Origin of the sequence: Prevotella amnii CRIS 21A-A (assembly GCF_000177355.1) — a bacterium.
In the GTDB taxonomy this organism is placed as follows: domain Bacteria; phylum Bacteroidota; class Bacteroidia; order Bacteroidales; family Bacteroidaceae; genus Prevotella; species Prevotella amnii.
Window position 1 is genome coordinate 18,601 of record NZ_ADFQ01000055.1, and the last position, 22,345, is coordinate 40,945.

The following is a 22,345-nucleotide window of genomic DNA, read 5'->3' on the forward strand; positions in this document are numbered from 1 at the left end:
TAATAAGGTGAACTTAAATAACAAGCCTTTTTATAAAAAAAGTTTATTATTTTTTCGCTAAAATATTTGTGTTTAAAAAATAATTGTTTACCTTTGCACTCGCAATTCAGAAATGATTAGCCGTGTTGTTATAAATTACAGTTGTAGAGGCTAACATGTTAATTGTTGACTTGCAGCGGGGTGTAGCGCAGTCCGGTAGCGCTCCTGGTTTGGGACCAGGCGGTCGCAGGTTCGAATCCTGTCGCCCCGACAACAAATTGTAAACTTCTAGAGAGGAGTTAATATTTATAGAATGCGGCAATAGCTCAGTTGGTAGAGCACGACCTTGCCAAGGTCGGGGTCGCGAGTTCGAGTCTCGTTTGCCGCTCTTTTTTTATTGAAACACAAATAAGTTCTTAGAATCTTGTAGTAAGCCCAGGTGGCGGAATGGTAGACGCGCACGTTTCAGGTGCGTGTGTTTATAACGTGCAGGTTCGAGTCCTGTTCTGGGCACAGAACTTATGATATGATGTATCAAATGGTACAATATTTATATATTGGAGAGGTGGCGGAATGGTAGACGCGCTACTTTGAGGGGGTAGTGAAAATTGTTTCGTGGGAGTTCGAGTCTCCTCCTCTTCACGTGAGTAAGTTTGTAACTACTTACTATTTATTATATATAATTGCGGCAATAGCTCAGTTGGTAGAGCACGACCTTGCCAAGGTCGGGGTCGCGAGTTCGAGTCTCGTTTGCCGCTCTTTTTTTTGTAGCAAATAAAGCATTATCCACATGAATTTATACATCCGATATTTTGATAGTGAAGTTTTAGTACATAATGCGGATGAGGCATTAGATTTCTTAAGTTCAATCCCAGAGATACAGATAACAAGAGATTTAGAGGCGGACATTAGGGGTTATGCTTCTAATGACATATTTTATCCAAAGCGCTATAAGGTAAGGCCACGTGTTTATTTTATAGTAATAAAAACAGAAGCTGAAACAATGGAGGATTTTAAAAATAAGAAGGCAGTACGGTCTATATCTGCGTCGTCAAATCAGAAAAAAGAAAGTGCTGTACAAAATTTGACTTTAAATAGAGAAGGTTGGTATGAAGGTGAGCTTACTTTTAAACGTGTAGTAATGATACCTTCTTCAGGTAAACATGAGTATCGTGATACTACGTTTATTGCTCGTTGTAAAGCTCTTTCAGGATGGGATTGTTATCAGCGATTGGTAGATTATCTAAAAACTCGAGTAGATGACCGTAGTCAGTTCCCATCTGCTAAGGGTAAGAATTTTAGGTTTAAGTATTTAGGTCTTTGGAAATAAATTTATAAAAATATTTTTAGGTTTTGTTTTATCTGTTTATGTGTAATGAATAAAGTAATGTTAATAGGTAATGTTGGTAAAGATCCTGAAATACGTTATTTTGATGCAGATGAGTGTGTAGCGTCTTTTACTTTAGCAACTACAGAGAGGGGTTATGTTTTGCCTAATGGAACGCAAGTACCTAATCGTACAGATTGGCATAATATTATTTTATTCAAACATTTGGCTAAATATGCTGAAAAATATATTCATAAAGGCGATAAAATATTTGTAGAAGGAAGAATACGTAATCGTTCTTATGATGATAAGAAAGGTGTACGACGTGTTATTACAGAGATTTATGCAGAGAACTTAGAATGGTTAGCAGCACCTCGTAAGATGGTTGATGAAGTTGTAAAAACAAATGCTCCCGCTGATGGTTCTTATGCAGATGAGGACAAATCTAAACTACCCTTTTAATGATAGGTCTATTATTAGGTATTTCTTCGTATATTGAAATTCATAATTTAGAGCTAAGTACTAGTATAGCTTTATTTATAACTATAGCTCTATTGTTTTGTTCAGGTTTTGCCAGCGGGTCTGAAATAGCTTTTTTTAGTTTAACTCCCAGGGATTTAGATAAGATAGATTTAGAAAAATCGGCAGTAGATGTTAAAGTAAACAATCTAAGAAATGATAGTGAGCGTACTTTAGCAACTATATTAATACTTAACACTTTGGTTAATGTAACAATAATATTGTTATGTAATTATATATTTAGTAAGCTAGTTACTTTTAAAGCAGAATGGATAGAGATGCTTTGTATTACAGTATTACTAACTTTTATATTATTGCTTTTTGGTGAAATAATGCCCAAAATGTATACAAGAATCAATCCTTTGGCTTTTTGTCGACGTAGTGCGAGTATATTGATATTACTTCGTCAGTGTTTTCGTCCTTTGGTATATTTCCTTCTTAAAAGTGGAACTTTTGCAGGTAGAGTAATTCATAAGGAAAGTTATCTGTTATCTATGGACGAACTTGAACAAGCTCTGAAACTAACGGATAAGAACGATCTTAAAGATGAACAAAGTATGCTTCGTGGAATTATTCGTTTTGGTGATGAAACAGCAAAAGAGATAATGACAAGTAGGCAAGATATAGTTGCTTTAGATATTAGTAGTACTTATGTATTTGTTTTGCAGAGTATAGTAGATAATAATTATTCCAGAATCCCTGTTTTTCAAGATAGTATAGATAACATTAGAGGTATTTTATATATTAAGGATTTATTACCTCATTTATCAAAAGGCAATACTTTTAGATGGCAGAGCTTGATAAGACCCCCTTATTTTGTACCTGAAACAAAGAAGATAGATGATCTCTTGCGCGATTTTCAGTCAAATAAAGTACATATAGCTACGGTGGTAGATGAGTTTGGAGGTACTAGTGGGATAATTACTTTAGAGGATATCTTAGAAGAAATAGTAGGAGAGATCAATGACGAATTTGATGAAGATGAGAAAACTTATACACGCCTTAATGCAAATACTTATATTTTTGAGGGTAAAACCTTATTAAGTGATTTCACTAAAATTATAAAAGTTGATGATGAAGAGTTTGCAGAGATAGAAGGAGAGGCTGATTCTTTAGCCGGGTTACTTCTTGAATTGAAGGGGAATTTCCCTCTCGTACATGAAAAGTTGACTTATAGAAATTATTTATTTGAGGTGCTTGAACTTGATGGAAGGCGAATAAGTAAGATAAAGGTTACTATACATTCAATAGAAAATGAGTCTTAGTGATGTTAAAATCATAAGAATTCCAGATATAATTATAGGTATTCTTCCTATAAATGGTAGAGGGCATGAAGCAGAGGTTGCAACAGTCTTATCTTTATTGCAAATTATTTTACAAAAGAGAGTAAATGTAATGCATAATAAAGATGGAAAACCATTTATAGAAGGATATAATATAAGTATATCTCATACACAAGGATGGGCAACTGTGATATTATCTGAAAAACATAATGTTGGTATTGATATAGAATATAAAAGTGATAGGGTTTGCAGGGTAGCTAAAAGATTTTTACGTGATGACGAGCCTTATATTAAAACAAATGATATTTTATATGTATGGTGTGCTAAAGAGAGTTTGTATAAACTTCATTCATCTTTACATTTAGGATTCCAAGATATGCGTGTTGATGTAGAAGCTGCTGTTATTTATGATTTACGAACAAGAAAAAGTATTCCTATTTTTCATTATTCTACGTCAAACTATTTATTAACTTATGTATGGGAGTAAAATTTGTTTATTCTGAATTTTTAAAGAATTGCTTTTATTATAGATTTTGATTGTTTACTAAAAATATATACTTTTGTAATATAAAAAATTAATCTATGATAAAGGATATGAAAGTAGATTGTTTCCTTCCTTATTTGGAAGGAGCAAATAATGAAAGAATAATAGAAGATATATTTGGTTGTGATGAGGTAAATGAAGTGAATGTTTTTTATTCTAAAGATATTAAATTGCAGCCAGCATTGTTAGCTAATACTAATGCAATATATATAGATAATATATTTTCGACGTCTACTATAAAGTTATTAGCAGAAAAAACTAATAGTGAGTATACTTTATTTTGTTTTAATAAAGCTAACTTAACATTTGGGGAAAACTCTATAAAAAGATTACTTTCTGTAGCTATATATACAAATGCAGAAATGGTATATAGTGATTATTATTCTGTATTAGAAGGTAATATTACACAGCATCCTGTTATTGATTATCAATTTGGTAGTTTACGTAATGATTTCGATTTTGGTTCTGTAGTACTTATAAAAACATCTACATTGAAGTTATGGGCAGAGGAAGATTCTACAAATTACAAATATGCAGGTTGGTATAGTTTGCGATTGTTTTTGAGTAGGCAAGGTGAACTTTTTCATCTTAATGAATATCTATATACTGAAACGAACATAGATTTACGGAACAGTGGCGAAAAGCAATTTGATTATGTAAATCCTTCTAATCGTGATGTACAGATAGAAATGGAAAAGGTTTTTACAGCACATCTTCGTAAAATAGGTGGGTGGATAGATGTTACAAAATATAAAACACCGGTTTTAGAAGATTATATTTTTCCTGTAGAAGCTTCTGTTATAATTCCAGTTTTTAATCGTGTGAAAACAATTACGGACGCTATTAATTCTGTAATTACACAAAAAGCTAATTTTAAATTTAATGTTATTATAGTAGATAATCATTCTAATGATGGTACTACTATGGCTATAGAACAATTTGCAAAACAAGATAATCGTATTGTACATCTAATACCTGAAAGATATGATTTAGGTATAGGGGGGTGTTGGAATTATGCTTTAGAAAGTTCTTTATGTGGGAAGTTTGCAGTTCAGTTAGATAGTGATGATCTTTACTCTGGAGATAATGTCTTGCAGTACATTATAGATCAGTTTTATACTCAAGGGGCTGCTATGCTTATAGGCTCTTATCGAATGTGTGATTTTCAGCTTAATACTATACCTCCAGGGTTAATTGATCATAGAGAATGGACAGAAAACAATGGATGTAATAATGCTTTACGTATAAATGGGTTAGGTGCACCTCGTGCGTTTTTTACTCCTATTGCACGTAAACTAAAATTCCCTAATACTAGTTATGGCGAAGATTATGCTATGGAATTAGCTATTAGTCGTGAATATCGTATTGCACGCATATACGAAGAATTATATCTTTGTCGTCGTTGGATAGGTAATAGTGATTCCTCATTAAGTATTGACAAACAGAATGTTAATAATCTTTATAAGGATCGTATTCGTACTATAGAATTAAAGGCTCGTTTATTAAAAAATATGGAGGAAAAGTAATATTTATGAGTGATTTAACTTGTTTTTATGAAGCACAATTAGTTTTATGGCAAGATGTTAAACAACGTTTTAATGATTTACAGCATATAAGGATAAGGTCTTTAGGAAAATTAAAAGCACAGTTTAATCCTTCGCGTATGATAAGTACGGGAGCTAAAATTGATAGGTTTATTATAGAAAAACGACCTTGCTTTTTGTGTGCTGTAAATAGACCTAAAGAGCAAATAGTAAAGTCTTTTAATAGTCATTTTGATATTTTGATTAATCCTTTTCCTATTCTTCCAAAACATTTTACAATACCTTCTATAAGACATGAGCCACAACAAATAAAGAATAGTTTTATAGAAATGCTTCTATTTGTAGAAGAATATGCTGAAGAAATTGTTTTTTATAATGGTCCATTTTGTGGAGCGAGTGCTCCTGATCACTTACATTTTCAAGCAGTGCCTAAGATGATATTACCTGTGTATGAAAATTGGAAAGCATTGGCTAAAACTTCAGAAGAAGTTATTTTTAGAGAAGATGCGAAAGTGTTGTATGTGAATGATTATGTTTGCCCACTTATAGCTATAACTGGTTTGAATATAAATAGTATTGTTTTTTTGTTTAATAAGATATATAAAGAGCTTCCTTTACCAGAAGGCAATGTAGAGCCAATGATGAATGTTATTTCTTGGAAGGAGAAGGATCTTTTTGTAACTTTGATATTCCCTCGTCTTAAACATCGACCAGATTGTTATTATGGAAAATATACAGAACAATGTTTAGTGAGTCCAGGCGCTATAGATATGGGAGGACTTATAATTTTGCCACGTAGGGAAGATTTTGAGACCATTACCCCTTTACAAGCAACTTCTATTCTTAAGGAAGTAACTTTAACATCAGAAGATGTAGAAAAAGTACTTAGTCAACTAAAAAAATAATTATATAGCGATTATGATATATTCAGAAGAACCTATTGTAACTGTTGGTATATTGAGTAATAAAACTATTACTTTTTCCTTAACTAATGATTTTTTGCTAAATGGAAGTAAAAAGGTTTCTGGTACTTATGTTGCAGAGCTTGTAGATGATAAAATTTGTTTAGAAGATGTTTTTTATTCAGAATTATTATTCGTACCAATTAAAGAAAGTTCTATATTTACATTGCAAGATGTAGTAATAGGACTGAATTTTCATTGGCAGCGTAAAGAGGATCAAACTTTTAAAGGTAGTTTGCGTTTGGTAGTGGATAATAGCAGTATATATGCTATAAATGAAATAAAAGTGGAAAATTATCTTTATAGTGTTATATCTAGTGAAATGCGTGCTACGTCGTCACTTGAATTGCTTAAGGCTCATGCAGTTATTTCTCGTAGTTGGTTGTTATCGCAGATTATAAATAGAAAGAAAGTCAAGGAAAACTGCTCACAACATGATTTTATTGAAAATTCTCAAAAGATTATTCGGTGGTATGAGCGTTCGGAACATACTCTTTTTGATGTGTGTGCTGATGATCATTGTCAACGTTATCAGGGGCTTGGGCGTGCAATAAGTGTATTTGCAAAACAAGCCATTGATGCAACGCGTGGAGAGGTGTTAACATATAATGGAGAATTATGTGATGCTCGGTTTTCTAAGTGTTGTGGAGGTGTTACTGAGAATTTTGAGTATTGTTGGGATAATATAAAGTATCCTTATCTAAAATCCATTGTAGATACAAGTATAGATAAAAGAAGTTTTTTACCAGATCTTACGAAAGAGGCTATAGCAGAGGAATGGATAAAAACAAGTCCAAAAGCATTTTGTAATACTAAAGATAAGTTAGTTCTTCGTCAGGTGCTTAATGATTACGATCAGGAAACTACAGATTTTTATCGCTGGGAAATATCTTATACACAAGCTGAGCTTAGTTTTTTATTAGAAGAAAAATTAGGTATTAAGTTTGGGCAGATACTTTCTCTTAATCCTTTAAAACGTGGTAAGAGTGGGAGATTATATGAGATGGAGATAGAAGGAACAGAACGCTCTATAATATTGGGGAAAGAACTTGAGATACGACGCGTTTTAAGTAAAAGCCATCTTTACAGTTCGGCTTTTGTAGTAGAAAAGAAAGATTTATTAGAAGGTGTACCACAACTTTTCAAAATAGTAGGAGCAGGCTGGGGACATGGGGTAGGTCTTTGTCAGATAGGTGCAGCAGTTATGGGGGCTCAAGGTTATGATTACAAACAAATACTTTCTCATTATTATTCAGATTCTGTATTAACACGCTTGTATCATTAAAAGTAAATATATGAAGAAAGATAGCGACGTTATTAGTGGAATACCAATAGTAAATGTTTGGCACAACCATTGGTTATGGTTGCCTTCACTTTATATGATGAGAGGTTTACCTTATGTGGTGTTGTTTATGACATCATTAGTATTTTTCAGTCAGTTAGGAATAGATAATAGTGATATTATAATATCTAACACATGGCTTATACTTCCTTTTATTTTTCGTCCATTCCTTAGCAGGGTAGTATTAAGCTTTGATAGTAAGCGTTATTGGATTTTGCTTAGTGAATTTATTATAGGATTAAGTTTTATAGGAATAGCCCTTTCTGTTCCGAATAGATATAATCTTAGTTTATCATTTGTATTTCTTTTTGTTATAGCTATTGCTGCATCTATTCACGATATAGCAATAGAGCATTTTTATAAGAGGAATGCTAATTATAGGCGTCGTTCTGCTTTTATGGGAATACGTACTATCTTTTATATGTGTGCTATTGTTATAGGTTTTACTTTCCCACTATTGGCAGTAGGTTATTTTGAAGTAGTTTCACGTTTAGTAAAGACATCATGGATAACAATTTTTTATAGTTTAGGTAGTGTAAGTTTAATATGTTGTTTTTACCATTTCATAGTGTTACCCAAAGCCTATATTCGTGCAAAACTTCCTTTTTGTGTAGGTGTAACAAAAAGATGGTTTTTAGATATTGTGCAAATGATAGTGGCACGTAATGGTTATATTTATCATTTGTTGTTTATTTTTTTATATTTATTTCCAGAATTTATTTTTTTACGTATTATAATTTTCTTTCTTTTTGATACAGGTAGTGGTGGCGGATTAGGATTTTCTCCTCAGGAGGTGGGGTTTATACATGGTGCAATTGGTTATGTAGCTATTCTCTTAGGAGCAGCTGTAGGCTTTTGGGCAGTCGGCAAGTGTGGTGTTATTACTTTACGTTGGTCGATGGCGTTTGCAATAGTTTTATCTAAGTTGTTGTTTCTTTATCTTAGTTTTTCTTTTAATTCTTCACTTCTTATAGTATCTTTATTTGTGTTTTTAGATTATTTGTGTGCAGGATATTCTATTGTTATGTATGTATTGTTGTTACTTTTTTTTACACATGGCAAGCATCCCACTTTCTTTTATTCGATAGGAGCATCAATATTAGGGATATCTTTTTTTTCTTCTAGTATGTTTATAGGTATGTTAACAGAATATTTTAGTTATCAGCAGATATTTATATTTATATCATTTTTAGGAATTATACCTCTTTTTAGTGTAAAGATAATTTCTATTAATAGCGAAACAGATAATATGTTTAAGAAGTTTGTGAGATTACGAAAAATAGAGGTTTTTAAAAATTAATAAAAGAGTCTGCTTTATTAAGTAGATAGTTGTAAATATAATAGAAAAAGAATAATTTTACAATATAATAATTATTATCATATATTATGAATAAAATTAAGTGTTTTTTATTTGGTGTTATGTTTGTTACATTAGCATCATGTGGTATTACAGAGAAAGTGCCTTTAACGGGAAGAGTACATCGTATAGGGATTTCTGATGCTCAGATGTTGAGTTTGAGTAATAAAGAATATTCTATGTTTATGGCTTCAGCTACAAAATCTGTAAGTAAAGTAAATACTCAAATGGTAGAACGTGTAGGGCATCGTTTATCTTCAGCTGTAGAAAAATATCTTTTTGACAATGGTTATTCGAAAGAAATACAAAATCTGTCATGGGAGTTTAATCTCATTCAGAATAATCAGGCTAATGCTTTTTGTATGCCAGGGGGTAAGATTGTTGTATATGAAGGCTTACTGCCTTATACAAAGAATGAATCAAGTCTTGCCATTGTCTTAGGTCATGAGATAGCTCATGCTGTAGCAAAGCATGGGGCAGAGCAGATAACAAAGAAACAAGCTCAATCTATAGGCACAAGTGTTTTAAGTTCAGTCTTAAATTCTACGGTTGGCTCTGGTGTCGGAGATATTGCTGCGCAAGCAGCTAATGGATATTTTCTTTTTCGTAATTTAAAGTATAGTCGTGCTAATGAAAGTGAGGCAGATTATATGGGGTTGATATTTGCAGCAATGGCTGGCTATAATCCACGTAATGCTATTGATTTTTGGGAGCGGATGTCAGCTGCAACGCAAGGGAAGATTTCAGAGTTTCTTAGTGATCATCCCTCTGATAAGCATCGTATAGAAGATATTAAGAAGTGGATGCCAGAGGCAATGAAATATTACACAATGGCTAAGAATAACATTACAACTACCCCTAATAGTAAAAAGGCTTCTTCAGTAAAAACAAATCGTAGTAAGGGTAAGCATTAGGAATATATATTTTTTTTGTACATGTAGGTATAAGTAAGCAATGTAAAATGTTCTGTTTAGCCAGTTGTAATAGAAGGTATGCTTATTTATAAAAAGCGTTTTTATTTGTAAAATGTAAAAAAGGGGGTTGAAAATCAATCCCCTTTTATTATGAGCTGTCGGGATGACAAGACTTTCGGTTGCATTAAGTGTAACTTTAACTTGCTGATATTCAATGGGGCAATTTAATATTATTAGCTATATATCGCCGACTTTCCACCGATAGTATCGTTTTCATACTACTTTGTGCTTCAAACATTTGAGTGATATTCTCACTTGTATTTTTTGATAATTACACCGTAAAATCACTCTTTGAAGCCTTCAGGATACATCTTAATTATACGGCATCTGCCACTTTTTTACCAGACTCTTCAGGTATGTTTTCGACAAGTTTTGCCGTAAGCCGGTCAATCGTTTTTTGCTGGTTTTCAATGGTTTTTTGTTGGGTGGATATAATAGAATACAGCTTTTCTGCATCAGTCCCTTTTGCTCCTTTCTGCCCCATAACCAGCCAGTTAGCATCTATATTATCGAAACTCTCGATTATCTTTACTATCGTTTCATAATTTGGTGCATTTCGCCCTGATACAATATTATTTGCGGAAGTCCAGGATATTCCCAGCTTCCGAGCGAACGTACTAACCGTATGCCCCTCTTTTTCCATAATCTTTACGATTCTGTCTGTAATAGTTCCTTCTGCCATTTTTTTCAATTATTAAAAATAGGAGAAATAATCACCCATTTATTTGTTTATATCAAATAAAAGTTGCAACTTTGCGCTACGAAAGAATTTTTGCGCTACGAAAATAACTAAAATTATTGATGTGGCAATGAAAACATTTAAAAAGATTAGAAATGAAATTTACAGAGTACATTAAATCGCTGCCAAATCAGAGGAATGAGGTGATTATGGATTTAACAAAACTGTGTCGTGTGAATGAGAGTACGGTCTACAGATGGCTTCGAGGGGACTTTGTTCCTGATGCTTTGAAAAGAAAGGTTATCTCAGAGTATCTGAATATTCCCGAAAAGGAGCTGTGGCCAAATGCATAGTGAGTGTCAAAGCTGCGAGTTCCATCGCAACTGCATCAATGGGTTGTATTGCCTTAAACTGAAAAAGTATGTTCAATACTCCCTTAAAAAAGAATGTGAAACTAAAACAACAAACTTATGAAGACAAAAGACTTTGAAACAGCTATTGCTGCATTAAATGTAGGTATCGTTATCGATGAGATGAAATTGAGACATTCAGATGTCCGGCAAGTCATTGCACACCAAGGCAGCAAAGGAATCGTATGGGATGAACACGGTCGCGCTTTCACTACCAGTATAGAAAAAGAAGCGTATATCGCACCCAACGAGGATGGTGTATGGGAAAGCGTAAAAGGGTATCCTCTTAATCGAAATAAATTGTATGACCTTAAATTCGATTAACAATGACCAGTATACGAAAGAGAAGAAAGGCTATTAAGCGTAAATATGGAATTAAGACGATTTCGTATTGTATTAAGCTCCCGAAGGACATTAAGTTCTCCCCTACAATGCGCAAGATAATGAGAAGAAAAGTAACCGATTTAATTTACAACCGCTTAAAAGATTATGTACATCGACAGGGATAGAAGAGGAATTATCTCTATCAATGAATTAAGTGAGTCGGAATTAATTCTATTGCATAAAGCATTACAGGCTTATTCTCGGTGCAACTTCGGTTATGTTAATAGAATGGATTGCGCACGGATTTGGAAATTTGAAAGAGAATTCAATAGTATAATGAAGCATGAAAAGTAATGGAAAGAATAAGCGGTGGACTGCACAAGAGGCTGAGTATGTTCAGCAGAACCTTGGCAAGGTCTCGTTTGAGGATATGGCTGCCAGTCTTGGTCGCAGCCCGATGTCCGTCAGACTTTTTGTTCTGCGCAGGAGAATGACTACTGGGTCATTGGTTAAACGCAATTTATTGATGGAGATGCTGAAGCTGAAGTTCAGACATCACGAAGAATTTACCCCTACAAGGGCTTTTTATAAGGAAACTGGTATCGGGCAACGCCGTTGGTGGGATTTGTACTACGGAAGGAAATCAATCACAGGAGAGGAATACACCGCAGTGGCGGAGTACTTGGGTATAACCATTCAGGAAGCGTTGGAATCACGCCAGTTAGAATTATTTGAGGAAAAATAATATGGTAGATAAGTTATTTATTGAAAAGGTAAAATCGGCTTTGAACATCGTGAATGTGGTCGAGTCCTTTACTCACTTGCATAAAGCTGGTGTGAACTATAAGGGAGTCTGTCCATTCCATGATGATCACACACCGTCTATGGTGGTAAGCCCTTCAAGGCAGACTTACCATTGTTTTGTTTGCGGAGCGAGCGGTGATGTCATCTCGTTCGTCCAACATCATCTTAACTTGAGCTTCATCGAAGCCTTACGTTGGTGCGCCACCTTAGCGGGGCTGGAGTTCCCACAGAAAGAGATGAGTCCTGAAGAGGAAGCTAAGTACAAGCAAAAGGAAGCACAGCGTATTGCTATCGAGGCAGCAGCCAAGTTTTTCCAAAAAAATCTATCTCAAGCCGAGAGTTTTTTGAATAAACGTGGGTACAAATTAGATAACAAAGCATTGTCCGACTTCGGTGTAGGATATGCCCCTGTAGGCAATGTCGCAATGAACACGCTTACCACAGCTGGGTATTCACTCGACCGATTAAAGGAAGTCGATGTTGTCGGTTCTACTGAAGGTAGGTTCTACGACCGATTCAGAGACCGTGTAATGTTCCCTTTCTATGATATGCAGGGACATATTATTGGTTTTTCAGGGCGCATCGTTACGCCAAGAGAAGGTCTGGGCAAGTATGTAAATACAGGAGAAACACCCCTCTTTACAAAAGGTAAGCATATTTTTGGCCTTTACCAGGCAAGAAAGTCCATCGGCAAAAAAGGCTACGCTTATCTTGTAGAAGGTCAGTTCGATGTTATGTCCCTTCATAAGGTTGGCGTGGAGCACGTAATCGGTGGAAGTGGAACGGCATTTACAGATGACCAGATAAAGCTACTTCTTCGCTTCACGGACTCTATCGTTATGGTCTATGACGCAGATGCAGCAGGAGTCAAGGCTTCGTTGAAGAATTGCGAGCTGCTATTGAAAGCTGGGGCAAAGGTTAAATGTATTCGTCTCCCGAAAGGAACCGACCCCGACGAATTTGCCAAAGCCAATGGAGAGGCAACACAAGATAAGTTAAAAGAACTGACAGAACCTTTCCCCAAGGCTCTCAAAAGAATGATGATACTTCACGGCTGTAAGGACGAGACAGTTATTGCCGACTGCCTGAATACGATATGTTCGCTTGTTGCTTGCGTTCAGGATGCTGCTCTGAGATTAGAGTATATCAAGTCCATTGCTGTCGATTTCAAGAGCAAGATCGGCATCATCGATGATAAGGTCAGAGGCTTACGTGCCAAGGTAAAGGAAGCATTGCCTCAAACCAAGACGCAGTCGGGTATCTTTGGTATTGATGCGCTAAAGGAGAATCTTGAAAGCGACCGCCCTGGTATTCTAACCTCAGTTATGCAAGAATTTCTTGACGGTTATGGTGAAGAACCTATCGTCTATGTTGCTGGTCGCCCATCCAGCAACGATATTCAGGAGCTACGCCGTGTTTATTGCTATTTTGCATCATCAGAAACTGGCTGTAGCATTACTGCAGACGGCGAGGAAAGCGAGTTTCTAAGTACACTTGCAGAGATGTTTCGCTCAGGCATCAATATTCAGATGACCTACAATGACTCCACAGGCTCGTTCGTCGATTACTACATTGGGCTGCATGGCAGATTCTTAGAAACCTTCCAAGGAGATAAAGTCCCCCTTGTCTCTCGATGTATTGAACTCACATCTTATGCAGAGGATACGGTAATCACGGTAAACCGTAATCACTACTGTTCAAATCTAAAGCTCACCAAGGGACAGTTTGACGAGCTGAGAAAGCCTTTCGTTTCCAAGCGTAAGGCTGCGATGAAGGTGAGTATGCAAGCGGATAACCTTGACGATGAGGAGTTCGATGTAAACGAGCCTCCTGATTATGTGATGGAGAATGAGGACTACCGAAAGATGTGGAAAGAGTGTGGCTATTATCCCCGTTTAAATAAAAAGAGCGAACCTGTATGCTATATGTTCCGCAACAAGAACGGTAATGGAATGACACAGGTAGCCGACTTCTTTATGACTCCGCTGCTTCACATCTTTTCTGATGATTTCGAGCAAAACAAGCGTGTGCTTCGTATCAACCGTCGCTTTTATGACACCCCCATCTACATAGAGATACCTTCCAAGGCAATGCTGAAGATGTCATCGATAGAGGAAGTGCTTATCAATTACGAAGCCGTGAACTTCAATGGCGAGGAATGGCAATGGAAAGCCATTAAGACCTATATGAGTCGACACTTCGTTATGTGTTCCGAAGTTAAGACATACGGTAACCAGCAGAGTGAAGGAATGAGCCGTAAGGCAGACGAACAATTCTTCGCTTTCGCCAACGGTATATTCCACAACGTAGAGGGGAAATGGCAGTTTGAGCCAGTCAATAAACTGGGAGTTGTCACACACAACAAGAACAACTACTACTTGCCAGCATTCTCTACAATATATGCCGGCAGTGGAAAGCAATCGGATAAGTACGAGCTTATCAGTCAACTGGTATATAAGGAAGTTCCTGTGGAGAAAAGGGTAACCTTCGAGAAGTGGGCATCGTTGATGAACCAGGTCTATAAAATCAACGATAATGGAAAGTGGGCACTTATCTTCGCCATTATGTGCGCCTTTCGAAGCAACATCCACTGCATCGACCGATTGTTCACAGCTCCTTTCTTTATGGGTCCGATGTCTTCAGGTAAAACACAGATTGCCATATCCATCCGCTCACTCTTCATTTCCCCAAATATTCCTATCTTCAACCTGAATACAGGTACCGACGCAGCCATGGCCACCATTATGGGTATGTTTAAGGATGTCCCAGTCGTACTTGACGAATACAATAACAAGGACATCAGCGATAATAAGTTTCAGGCATTGAAGGGTATCGTATATGACGGTGATGGAAAGCAGAAGCGTAAGGGTACATCAGGAAGGGAAATAGAAAACGACAAAGTGTTTGCCCCCGTTGTTATCTGCGGACAGGAAACTCCACAGCGTGATGATAATGCTTTGATGAGCCGTGTTATTGTGTGCGAAGTACCCAAGCCTCGCAACAGAACACAGGAGGAAGTTCGTATCTTTGAGGAATTGAAGACTATTGAAGACCCAAATAAGGTGGGACTATCAAATGTGCTGCTTCAGATATTGGAACTTCGCCCAATGTTTATGGACCACTTCCGCCATCTCAAGCAAGAGGCGTACAATGAGCTGAAGCAAGATGTTATCAATTCAGGAGAAATGGACCGTTTAATGAAAACGGCTTCTCTATTTCTTGGCGCGGTAAAGTTGATAGAGCAGTATTCTAACCTTCAGCTGCCATTCACTTATGCCGAGTTCTTCAAGATAGCGCAAGAGAAAATCAGATTTCAACTCTCCCTCATTCGCAGCACTGATAAGCTGGCTATGTTCTTCACGGCCGTCAACAATATGATCGACACGAAGCAAGTCATCGAGGGTCGTGAGTTCCTTATCGAGCAGCCAAAGAAGGTTACTGGCAAGGACTCACGAGGCGACCAGCATACATTCACGTTCGATCCTGACACGAACATCATGTTCATCCGTCTCAGTTCGGTATTCAGTATCTTCGACCGCAGCGGATATAATAGTGAGGGTAGCACGCTGTCTACCATTGAGCAGAACTTACGCAGCCACCCATCATATATCGGAACAGTACCTTCTCGTAGATTTACCTGGGAGGAAACTATTGAAGTCCCAATGAGCAAAGAACAAGACTCTATGGTAAAAATAAGGAAACCAAAGAGTACATCTACAAGTGCTGTTATCATTGACTATGACAAGTTCAGAGAATTATATAATATTGATTTCAGGCGATCATTTGAGCCCGATCCTGAACCTGAAGTAAAGAAAGAAGAGAATGTGCGGACAAATACACATACAACAACCACACAAGACCTTCCTTTCCCTCCATCAAATAGTAATGATAAACCATTCTAACATACTAAAAAAGAGCATTACATATATATCAAAACAAGTATATAATACCCCAATTTAACTATGTAAAGGTACTAAAAAAAACTGATATTACCAAAGATATTCCATATTATTTTCAGCCAAAAATAGGCTAACATTTTCCTCAATCGAGTCGTGCTAGTTCGGATGAATAGGCACGGCTTATTTTATTCTTCCACCTCCAGAAATCGGCGCAAAATCCCCCGTACCCCCTAAAATTTCAAAAAAGCAAGGAAAATACGAGTTTTGAAAAATAATTTTCAGAAAAACACCTTCCTACAATCCTACAATCCTACAAATCAAATTATTTTCAAACCTATAATATTACATATATCTTTATAAATCAAATAGTTATGTATTATTATTAGTATGTAGGTTAGGTTGATTATTTTTGTAGGTTTGTAGGACAATGTAGGAAATAGGTTTTTTACCGTTTTTCTCCGTTTCGATTTCATCATCCTACAAAATATCCCTTTTTGTAGGTTTGTAGGACGATATATTTGGGTGATATAAACAAATAAAAGAGTGATATAATTTTATTATTACACTGATTATCAGTATCTTTGTATTATTGAATTTTAATTTGTAGGATTGTAGGACGATAGGAAGATAAAAAAATAAAAAGGAGTATGGAGAGAAAAAAATGGGCTCAAAAACGTGTGGTGTCTATTCGGATAGAACAGTACCTCGCAGAATACATCTCTGCAAAATATGGGATGGATGCTACCACTGGTGGCATCAAGATACCATGTAGCACAGACTTATACTTCTGTGTTTGGGAACATATGACCAAGAAGCGCATCAACCAGCCCAATGTTATAGACGGCAATCTCCGCATTCATCTACCACTCCGAAAGGCAGGATCAGTATGCAGTCCTTGGAAAGACCCTGCCTATTACAACTACCTTTCCGTGGCCGCAGCTAAGGAGATAGAGAAGCAGATACGACGAATGTTCAATTTTGAACTGCACCGTGTTCTGTTGGAGAACGAGGAGTTCGGTAGGCAACGTAGGAACATTGATGTCATCTACGATTTTATTCACACCTATCAGTTGAAGTCTATCTCCTCAGATGCGCTTTTGAAGAATTATTATCGTTTCCGAAACCGCCTCAGACCTAAGAAGGTGCGCAAGTATCAAAAAGTTGCATCCAATTAAAGTTTTTTAATACAGACCGAACTATTGTTTTTGTCATTCAAATATCGCAGACTATGTTAGAGTTCTTAAATGCCGTTCAAGTGCGTCTTGTTAATCAAGATAAACACGAAAAGGAAAATGTGTATGATTTTATCGCCGACACCTTCTCATACATACCACAACTTACTGACAATGATGCCGGTAATTATTGGAATTGTGATAAGACCTTAGTGATAGACCTCCCCGTCAAGGAGGTTCGCAGGGTATTCTCTGTTGAACGAAGTGCCATTGTTACAATCAAGACATCAGACAGGAAACCCCATAGTATAGGCACTTCCGATATTCCTGCACGAGTTCAGATAGCCTCTAATCTCACCTCCGCCAACCTCGTTATAAAGTGCAAAATGCTTACAGACCCTCTTTTGTAGGTCTTTTGTCTACACCTTATTATATAGTAAATTCGCATCAAAAATAAGTTGATGAACGAATTACAGAACCTACTTGTATCAGGTAAACCACTATGGATAACGGTAGATGGTTTCCGTCAAGCCATGCTCTCAGTTTTTCCTTTGCATGGAAAAATCGACGATAATGCAGACCCGAAATCTGCACTTGGATTTTCTCAAGCCGAGAAAGAGGTTTATTTGAAAAACCACACTTGGTATCAGTTTGAAACCCATACTGCCCTTCAGGAACTCATCAAGGTGCTTGCACAGGAAGGGGGGGCTGCGGTAACGCTTACCGATGAGTTCGACGATGAGCAGCTCCCTGATAATTCTATTGCCTACCACCGTGTGTTTGGCACAGTGATGGCAGAGAGTTATTGGTGGTTTTCTTCCAAGCAACTTGAAGCCGACCTCCTCGCTGCCGAAGCCAACCCACAGATTTCTTGCCATTTCCTTCACATCAACTCGCCTGGTGGCGAGGCGTGGTATCTTGACCGCCTGAGCGAAACGCTCCGCAATTGTAAAAAGCCAATCCTTACCTTCTATGAGAAGATGTGCTGTTCGGCAGGATACTATATCGGTTGTCATGGTAACCGTATCTATGCGCTGACGGAGAACGATTACGCAGGTTGCATCGGCACGATGTGTAGCTTTTACGACTTCGAGGATTATTTTGCCAAACTCGGTATCAAGAAAGTAGAAGCCAAGGCTACCAATTCCGATCTCAAGAATAAGACATTCGATGACCTCCGTCATGGTAAGGATGAAGCTTTCGTTCAGAATATTCTCAACCCTCTCAACGCCCAGTTCCTCGCAGAGGTAAGGGGACAGCGTAAGTCGCTGGCAGAGTTGCCCGACGATGCCCCTGTGCTTCGTGGTGAGACCTTCTACACGCCAAAGGCTGTGGAGATAGGTCTTGCCGATGGTAGCAAAACTATGGCTGAAGCCGTGGCCGAAGCAATGACAATGGGAAGCGAATATTCCAACGCCAACAAATTGAAGACTGCCATATACAATATTTAATTCTTTAGTTTTTAGTTTATTATGAATTTCAAAGAAAAGTTGAAAAGCGTTCTTGACCTCTTGCAGCTCGGCAAGAAGTTCGAGGACAAGACTCTTTCTCAAGAGGAGTTCAATTCTATTGTGGCTGAATACCAGAAGAAGTATCAGACCACGCTGAATGATGACCTTGCTGCGGAACAGGCAGCCAAGCAGACCGCCAAGCAGGCTGCCGAGTTCCAGCAGATGCTCAACACCATTCAGTCAGTTATTAAAGGTGTAGACCCTGCGTCTAAGGAGAACGAGAATCCCGAAGAGGAGCAGCCACAAAGCAATGCCACTCTTGAGGGTATTCTTGAGTCGCTCAATGGTATGCGTGCCGACTTCCAGGCCCTTGCAAAGAAGCCTGAAGAGGACAAACCAACACAGACTATTACGGTTTCTTCTGTTAGCATCAATGGCTTTGGCAACACACCTAAGTATCTCTTCGGTGTAGAACACCAAATGTTCTCGATGCAGGATCGCTGGAATAAGATTGCCGCCAATCCTCGTGCTGCCGCAGCCTTGCCTGAAGTAGACGAGCAGGTGGATGGTGTTGCCTTTTACAAGGCTGCCTACGGCTTTGCCAAGTCGCTCAAGGCTCGTTACCAGTACCTTCAGGAGAATAAGTTGCTCGATGCCCCAGCCCTCGCTGCTGGTAAGTATGCCACCAACTATGAGGGTGTGGACAAGGCTGGTGTCGGCGACCAGTTCATCGTTCTTCGTCAGGACACACTCATCGCACGTGTGCTTCAGCTCCGCGATATGACCCAGTACTTCCCAGTGGCTTACGGCTATCAGGATAGAGGTCTTGTTTTCAATGCCTTCTTCGACGAGGTTTCACAGGCTTATCAGACAGGTGAAGTATTCAAGGGTGGCATGAAGATCGAGAATCACATGGGTTACGTTGATGATGCCATGATCAAGATGGAATGGGGACCAATGAAGGAATTAGAACGCAAGTACATCGGCTATCTTAATAAGGAAGGCTCCGACCCTATCAAGTGGACGATGATAGAGTATCAGTTACTCAATACCCTTACCACAGCGCAGGTGGAACAGAACAAACGCCGTATGCGTGGTATCTACGTGAAGCCCGAGACTGGTGTGGCTGGTTCTTATCTCAACGCTGGTACAGGTATCCTCTATACCTTGTTGCGCTATGTGCATCAGTACGACATTAAGCCACACGTGGACGAGGACTACCGCAGCTATACACAGGCAACGATGTTGGCTGCCGTTCAGGAGTTCCTTGCCGATGTTCGCAGTACCGTTACCGAGGATATGGATATCGATCAGCATGTTCTCTACCTCAATAAGAATCATCAGGGCTGGTGGATTAAGAATGTCCGCACTACCTATGGTAAGGATACCGATTTCACGGGTCCGATGGGTGCGCTCAACGTAGTACCCGATACTACCACGAACATTATTTGGCTGCCTTACCTCGGTCAGCTCCCATTTATGATGTTGCATCAGCCCGGTAACCTCCAGTTCTTGGAGTATATTCCTGGAGAGATGCTCGCTATGAAGATGCAGGAGCAGATGGAGCAGGTACGTGCGTGGAGTACTTGGAAGGAAGGCTGCTCGGCTTCATTCACAGGTCGCCGCTTCGATAACCGTGATGCTATGGATAAGAACGCTTACGAATGGCAGCAAATTTTCATCAACCTCTTCGCTGCCACCATTAAGGATAAGGTGGACGGCAACGATGGTTTTTGGCAGATTACAGATGCTACCACCACCACCGATACCATTACCGACATCGTCAATGCCAAGAAAGGTGTAGCCTACTGCATCGAGGCTGGTGTGGCAGATCATCTTCCAACCATCGCCAAGTCGGGTAAGTTCGCCAATATCTCGGATGCCTTCACGGCAACGAAGGTGGGCGACTACATTATGGTTATCATCGGAGGCGATGGCAACTTCCGTGAGCTGGAGCGTTGCGTAGGTGGCAAGCGCACCATCAATAAGGAGTTGCAGCCTAATGTTCCAGGCGGCAGGTAAATATCGGCCATTTTTTAGTTGTTAGTTAAATGATAGTTGAACGCAGGGGGCAGCTTTAGGGCTGCTCCCTACAAAACAAAAAGAACAATGATTAGAAATAAAATTCAAAAACGACACCGTGCGTACAATCCCTTGAAGGGATTTAATTACGCCAACCGTCAGGCTCGCAATATGTTCATGGTTACGTTTGCGGCTTTCGGTGTTATCTTATTGCTCGGAGCGTTGCTCGACCACTCTCTGGGAATGGCTTCTGCTTCAGGACTCTCGCTTGCTTCTATGGCTATGTTAGGGCATATCGATGATGTGTCCGATCGTGATACCCACGGTAGCGACATATCCTATATAGTCTACCTCGTTGCTATTAACCAGATTGACCGTACTAAGGAGTTTCCACAGCCCAACGCACAGCGTGAGGTGGCACCCATTCCGTTAAAGAAGGGAGAGATACCGCACTACTTCGAGGCACACGACATTCCTACATTCACAGGAACAACCGAGAAGGGCGACATCACTACCACTGGCGAAAACCAGTTTGTTATCATCATGGGTGGCGCACGAGTTCAGCTCTACAACTTCATCGAAGAATATGGTGGTGGCAAGTTCATTATCTTCTTCAAACACATCAAGTCGAAGGAATGGTATATCATCGGCGAGCTGGAACGCCCTATCATTCTCTCGAACACAGAGACTAAGGACGATAAGGACGGCCGTTACACCACCTTTACCTTCAAGCGTTCTTCAGTAGACTTACCGCTGATTTACACTGGCAACCCTGCAATGAACGCATCGACGGAGGTGTCAGCAGGTGCTACCGAGATTGCCATCACGGCATCTTCCAACACCTATAAGATTGCCAACGGCACAGGCTCGGCAGCGGTTATCACAACCGTTTCAGGTCTTACTGCCACCGATAAGGGTCGCTACATCACCCTTGTTGGCGCAGGAACTGATAAGCCAGCCACCGTTACCGATGGTACAACCTTCGTGTTGGAGAATGGTGCTACATGGACGGCGAAGGAAGGGACAACCCTTACACTCCGCATCCTTGATACAACGACCTTAATCGAAGTATCTCGTACCGAAGTATAATCTTTAGGGGTTAGAGAGGGTAACTTCTCTAACTCCTTTAATTCCTTTAATTATGTATAGTGTAAAAGAGAAACTCAATCATTTTCGCCAGCTGTCAAACCCCTCAGTTGCCGAGGCCGACCTTGCGCTATTGAAGGATAAGTCTCCAGGCAACAGCAATCTCATTCGCTACGGTCTTGCTCCAACCAAGAACGCCGAGGATATTCTGTTCGATTTGCTGGATGTTGTTACGCACGACGAGGTTGTTCGTAACCGCCGTGAATACCTTTCAACCCAGGAAGCCGAGGCAGAAACAAACAACACCCCTAATGGTGATGATAATCCAAATCCTGATGAAGAGAAGAAAGAGAAGTCTGTTGTCGAAGGCGAGAAGCAAGAGGACGAAACCCCAAAGGATAACGATAATCCTGCTAATGAGAAGCCTACCGACGAAACTCCTGCGCCTAAAGCCGAGGAAGTGGAACAGCCCAAAGAGGAGATTCCCACAGAAACGACCGAGGAAACAGAGCAGGTAACAGTTCTTGAAGAAGCTCCTAAAGCTGAAGCTGAAGAGGTGGAACAGCCCAAAGAGGAAGCAGCCACAGAGGCAGCAGAAGAAGGCGAGCAACCAGCAACTGAAAAAAAAAGTACCTCACCAAAGAAGAAGAGTACCCAAAAGTAGACT

Annotated in this window: 20 protein-coding genes and 5 tRNA genes; 24 read left to right on the top strand and 1 reads right to left on the bottom strand. The window is 38.8% G+C overall.

The genetic code is table 11. The annotated features are described in order from the left end of the window. Window positions 1-176: 176 nt before the first annotated feature. The 14 genes from HMPREF9018_RS04995 to HMPREF9018_RS05060 all read left to right on the top strand — a co-directional run bounded on the left by HMPREF9018_RS04995 (window position 177) and on the right by HMPREF9018_RS05060 (window position 9,771). Window positions 177-250: transfer RNA gene (locus HMPREF9018_RS04995), tRNA-Pro, on the top strand. 44 nt (window positions 251-294) lie between these two features. After that, window positions 295-367: transfer RNA gene (locus HMPREF9018_RS05000), tRNA-Gly, on the top strand. A gap of 45 nt (window positions 368-412) precedes the next feature. Further along, window positions 413-492: transfer RNA gene (locus HMPREF9018_RS05005), tRNA-Leu, on the top strand. 46 nt (window positions 493-538) lie between these two features. Further along, window positions 539-621 (top strand) — tRNA-Leu (locus HMPREF9018_RS05010). A 43-nt stretch (window positions 622-664) separates the two neighbouring features. Further along, window positions 665-737 (top strand) — tRNA-Gly (locus HMPREF9018_RS05015). Window positions 738-769: 32 nt separating this feature from the next. After that, on the top strand, window positions 770-1,309 hold the full coding sequence (locus tag HMPREF9018_RS05020; protein ID WP_019035420.1) for a hypothetical protein: 540 nt from the start codon (window positions 770-772) through the stop codon (window positions 1,307-1,309). 45 nt (window positions 1,310-1,354) lie between these two features. After that, window positions 1,355-1,768, top strand: a complete 414-nt coding sequence (locus HMPREF9018_RS05025; protein WP_008448945.1) for a single-stranded DNA-binding protein — start codon at window positions 1,355-1,357, stop codon at window positions 1,766-1,768. Continuing rightward, on the top strand, window positions 1,768-3,090 hold the full coding sequence (gene gldE, locus HMPREF9018_RS05030) for a gliding motility-associated protein GldE (RefSeq protein ID WP_008448979.1): 1,323 nt from the start codon (window positions 1,768-1,770) through the stop codon (window positions 3,088-3,090). Before HMPREF9018_RS05025 ends, gldE begins: the two co-directional genes overlap by 1 nt. After that, window positions 3,080-3,595, top strand: a complete 516-nt coding sequence (locus HMPREF9018_RS05035) for a 4'-phosphopantetheinyl transferase family protein (protein WP_008449006.1) — start codon at window positions 3,080-3,082, stop codon at window positions 3,593-3,595. The genes gldE and HMPREF9018_RS05035 overlap by 11 nt, the downstream gene beginning before the upstream one ends. A gap of 95 nt (window positions 3,596-3,690) precedes the next feature. Further along, window positions 3,691-5,178 (top strand): glycosyltransferase family 2 protein, encoded by a 1,488-nt coding sequence (locus tag HMPREF9018_RS05040; protein WP_008448997.1) that lies wholly within the window; start codon window positions 3,691-3,693, stop codon window positions 5,176-5,178. Window positions 5,179-5,183: 5 nt separating this feature from the next. Beyond that, window positions 5,184-6,101 (top strand): DUF4922 domain-containing protein, encoded by a 918-nt coding sequence (locus HMPREF9018_RS05045; protein ID WP_008448980.1) that lies wholly within the window; start codon window positions 5,184-5,186, stop codon window positions 6,099-6,101. A gap of 13 nt (window positions 6,102-6,114) precedes the next feature. Beyond that, window positions 6,115-7,443, top strand: a complete 1,329-nt coding sequence (locus tag HMPREF9018_RS05050; protein ID WP_008448960.1) for a SpoIID/LytB domain-containing protein — start codon at window positions 6,115-6,117, stop codon at window positions 7,441-7,443. 10 nt (window positions 7,444-7,453) lie between these two features. Beyond that, the gene (locus tag HMPREF9018_RS05055) at window positions 7,454-8,800 is read left to right on the top strand and encodes an MFS transporter (protein ID WP_008448972.1); all 1,347 of its coding nucleotides are present in this window, start codon (window positions 7,454-7,456) and stop codon (window positions 8,798-8,800) included. Between the two features lie 86 nt (window positions 8,801-8,886). After that, complete coding sequence (locus HMPREF9018_RS05060; protein ID WP_008449039.1) at window positions 8,887-9,771, top strand: M48 family metallopeptidase; 885 nt, start codon at window positions 8,887-8,889, stop codon at window positions 9,769-9,771. A 376-nt stretch (window positions 9,772-10,147) separates the two neighbouring features. On the opposite strand, the gene HMPREF9018_RS05065 is transcribed toward HMPREF9018_RS05060, so the two are convergent. After that, window positions 10,148-10,513, bottom strand: a complete 366-nt coding sequence (locus HMPREF9018_RS05065; RefSeq protein WP_008449042.1) for a helix-turn-helix domain-containing protein — start codon at window positions 10,511-10,513, stop codon at window positions 10,148-10,150. 206 nt (window positions 10,514-10,719) lie between these two features. On the opposite strand from HMPREF9018_RS05065, the gene HMPREF9018_RS05070 reads away from it, so the two are divergent. The 10 genes from HMPREF9018_RS05070 (at window position 10,720) to HMPREF9018_RS05120 (ending at window position 22,342) form a co-directional block, all read left to right on the top strand. Next, complete coding sequence (locus tag HMPREF9018_RS05070) at window positions 10,720-10,863, top strand: helix-turn-helix domain-containing protein (protein WP_232724644.1); 144 nt, start codon at window positions 10,720-10,722, stop codon at window positions 10,861-10,863. 117 nt (window positions 10,864-10,980) lie between these two features. Beyond that, the gene (locus HMPREF9018_RS05075) at window positions 10,981-11,244 is read left to right on the top strand and encodes a hypothetical protein (RefSeq protein ID WP_036868071.1); all 264 of its coding nucleotides are present in this window, start codon (window positions 10,981-10,983) and stop codon (window positions 11,242-11,244) included. Window positions 11,245-11,587: 343 nt separating this feature from the next. Then, a complete protein-coding gene (locus HMPREF9018_RS05085; RefSeq protein WP_039864445.1) occupies window positions 11,588-11,989 on the top strand; it encodes a hypothetical protein in 402 nt (133 codons plus the stop codon). 1 nt (window position 11,990) lies between these two features. After that, complete coding sequence (gene dnaG / locus HMPREF9018_RS05090) at window positions 11,991-15,950, top strand: DNA primase (protein ID WP_008448965.1); 3,960 nt, start codon at window positions 11,991-11,993, stop codon at window positions 15,948-15,950. A gap of 644 nt (window positions 15,951-16,594) precedes the next feature. Continuing rightward, a complete protein-coding gene (locus tag HMPREF9018_RS05095; protein WP_008449044.1) occupies window positions 16,595-17,122 on the top strand; it encodes a hypothetical protein in 528 nt (175 codons plus the stop codon). Between the two features lie 53 nt (window positions 17,123-17,175). After that, window positions 17,176-17,529, top strand: coding sequence for a hypothetical protein (locus HMPREF9018_RS05100; protein WP_019035400.1), 354 nt, complete (start codon window positions 17,176-17,178; stop codon window positions 17,527-17,529). 51 nt (window positions 17,530-17,580) lie between these two features. Next, a complete protein-coding gene (locus HMPREF9018_RS05105) occupies window positions 17,581-18,570 on the top strand; it encodes a S49 family peptidase (RefSeq protein ID WP_036853848.1) in 990 nt (329 codons plus the stop codon). Between the two features lie 21 nt (window positions 18,571-18,591). Beyond that, the gene (locus HMPREF9018_RS05110; protein ID WP_008448957.1) at window positions 18,592-20,592 is read left to right on the top strand and encodes a hypothetical protein; all 2,001 of its coding nucleotides are present in this window, start codon (window positions 18,592-18,594) and stop codon (window positions 20,590-20,592) included. 87 nt (window positions 20,593-20,679) lie between these two features. Beyond that, window positions 20,680-21,681 carry a hypothetical protein gene (locus HMPREF9018_RS05115; RefSeq protein ID WP_008448982.1) on the top strand — a complete coding sequence of 334 codons (1,002 nt, stop codon included), beginning with the start codon at window positions 20,680-20,682 and terminating at the stop codon, window positions 21,679-21,681. Window positions 21,682-21,811: 130 nt separating this feature from the next. Further along, the gene (locus HMPREF9018_RS05120) at window positions 21,812-22,342 is read left to right on the top strand and encodes a hypothetical protein (RefSeq protein ID WP_232724646.1); all 531 of its coding nucleotides are present in this window, start codon (window positions 21,812-21,814) and stop codon (window positions 22,340-22,342) included. The last annotated feature ends 3 nt before the right edge of the window (window positions 22,343-22,345 follow it).